Raw genomic sequence first — 1,622 nt, forward strand, 5'->3', positions numbered from 1 at the left:
TTTATATCGTTTTCGATTCAAGTATCTGCGCTTCATTGTCAGCCACTTGCTTTAGACCAAATTTTGCTACGCAGTTAGATTCTACTTAGATGACTATTTTTCATGCAAATCACCTCATTTGAGGGCGATCTGACAAAAAAAATGATTTGCAACGAATTTTCCGAACAAATGTGATCCATTGTTAAACGCCCCCCCGTAACCCGACCCGAGCGCTCATAAAAATCGAAGTTCTTCATCAAGTTGTGAAAGATAAGAACAATTTTATTCAAGGGAGTTCGCTTCGCGTCTCCGAACAATTTAAGGAATTTACCATGAGCATGATTAGCTTTGGCACCAACGTGAAGCGCTGGGCGCCTTTAATGATTCTGGGTGCAATCCCATTGATTTCAGCATGTAGTGACAGTGATGACAACGTTGCAGCAGCTGTTGAAACACGCAACATTCTTGAAGTTGCAACCGATAATCCGAACACAACAATCCTTGAGTCTGCGGTGGTTGATGCAGACCCTTCAATCGCGGCACTTCTTAGCGGCGATGACGAGTTGACAGTATTTGCACCAACTGATGATGCATTCGCAGCATTGCTTACTGACTTGGGCGTAGATGCACCAACACTGCTTGGTAACACTGCATTGTTGAATCAAGTTCTGCCTTACCACGTTCTTGCAACGTCAGTAGGTGAAGTAGACTCAACTGGCGCAATTAGTGTTGCACAAACACCAGCACCAGGAAATATCGTTCCAACGCAAGGCACCGAAAGCGTTGCGCTATCTCTCTCTAGCGAAAACAACGCAGACGTTCTTTACGTAAACACTTCCCGCGTAGTGACTCCTGATGTTGATGCGACTAATGGTGTTATTCACGTAATTGATAAAGTGTTGCTACCACCACCGAGCGAATTGAGTGATGAGTCAACGACAATCGGAGGAATCGTTACAGCGCTAGCAGGCGCGAGCGATGCAGAGTTCACTATCTTACTTGCAGCTCTTCAAACAGCTGGCGCATCGGGACTTCTCGCTGCTGCTGTTGACCCGAATGCAACGCTTACAGTGTTTGCTCCGACCGATGCCGCGTTCGCAACACTTCTGAGCGAAGAAGGTTTAACAGACGCACAACTTCTAGCTAGTCCAGATCTTCCAGGAATTCTTAGCCAACATATTCTCGGCAAAGAAGTTAGCTCAATTCTTGCTTATGCCTCTAACGGTGGCACAGAAACAACCTTAGCGATGAATAACCTAAACATCGACATTATGAACAATGCATTAATGATTGAAGGAAGTACCGTAGTAGAAGCAGACGTCAAAGCTTCTAATGGTGTGATCCACGTTATCGACAAAGTAATCTTCACTGTCGACTAAGTGTCGCATTAGATTAGCACTATAAGGTCGGGGAATACCCGACCTTTTTTATTTCTAATGAAAGTTAATCCTTTTTTGGCTATAGTTCGCGCCGATTACTTATTACTTGTATTTGGTACGAACAATGGAAAAAACTTTTATCAGCGCCCAGCAACTTCTTGAAGACTCATTCAAGCTAGCAATTCAAATTTATGAAAGTGGCTTCCGCCCTGACTACATCGTAGGCGTATGGCGTGGTGGTGCTCCAGTAGGCATCGCTGTTCA

The 1,622-nt window shown here is 44.6% G+C and carries 2 protein-coding genes; both read left to right on the forward strand.

Features of this window, described 5'->3' with window-relative positions:
• Positions 1-311 precede the first annotated feature (311 nt).
• Complete coding sequence (locus A3762_RS10845) at positions 312-1,358, forward strand: fasciclin domain-containing protein (protein ID WP_197469202.1); 1,047 nt, start codon at positions 312-314, stop codon at positions 1,356-1,358.
• Between the two features lie 124 nt (positions 1,359-1,482).
• Positions 1,483-1,622, forward strand: a 140-nt coding sequence (locus A3762_RS10850) for a phosphoribosyltransferase (protein WP_369820677.1), incomplete at its 3' end; no start/stop codon positions are given.

The organism is Oleiphilus sp. HI0125 (assembly GCF_001635355.1).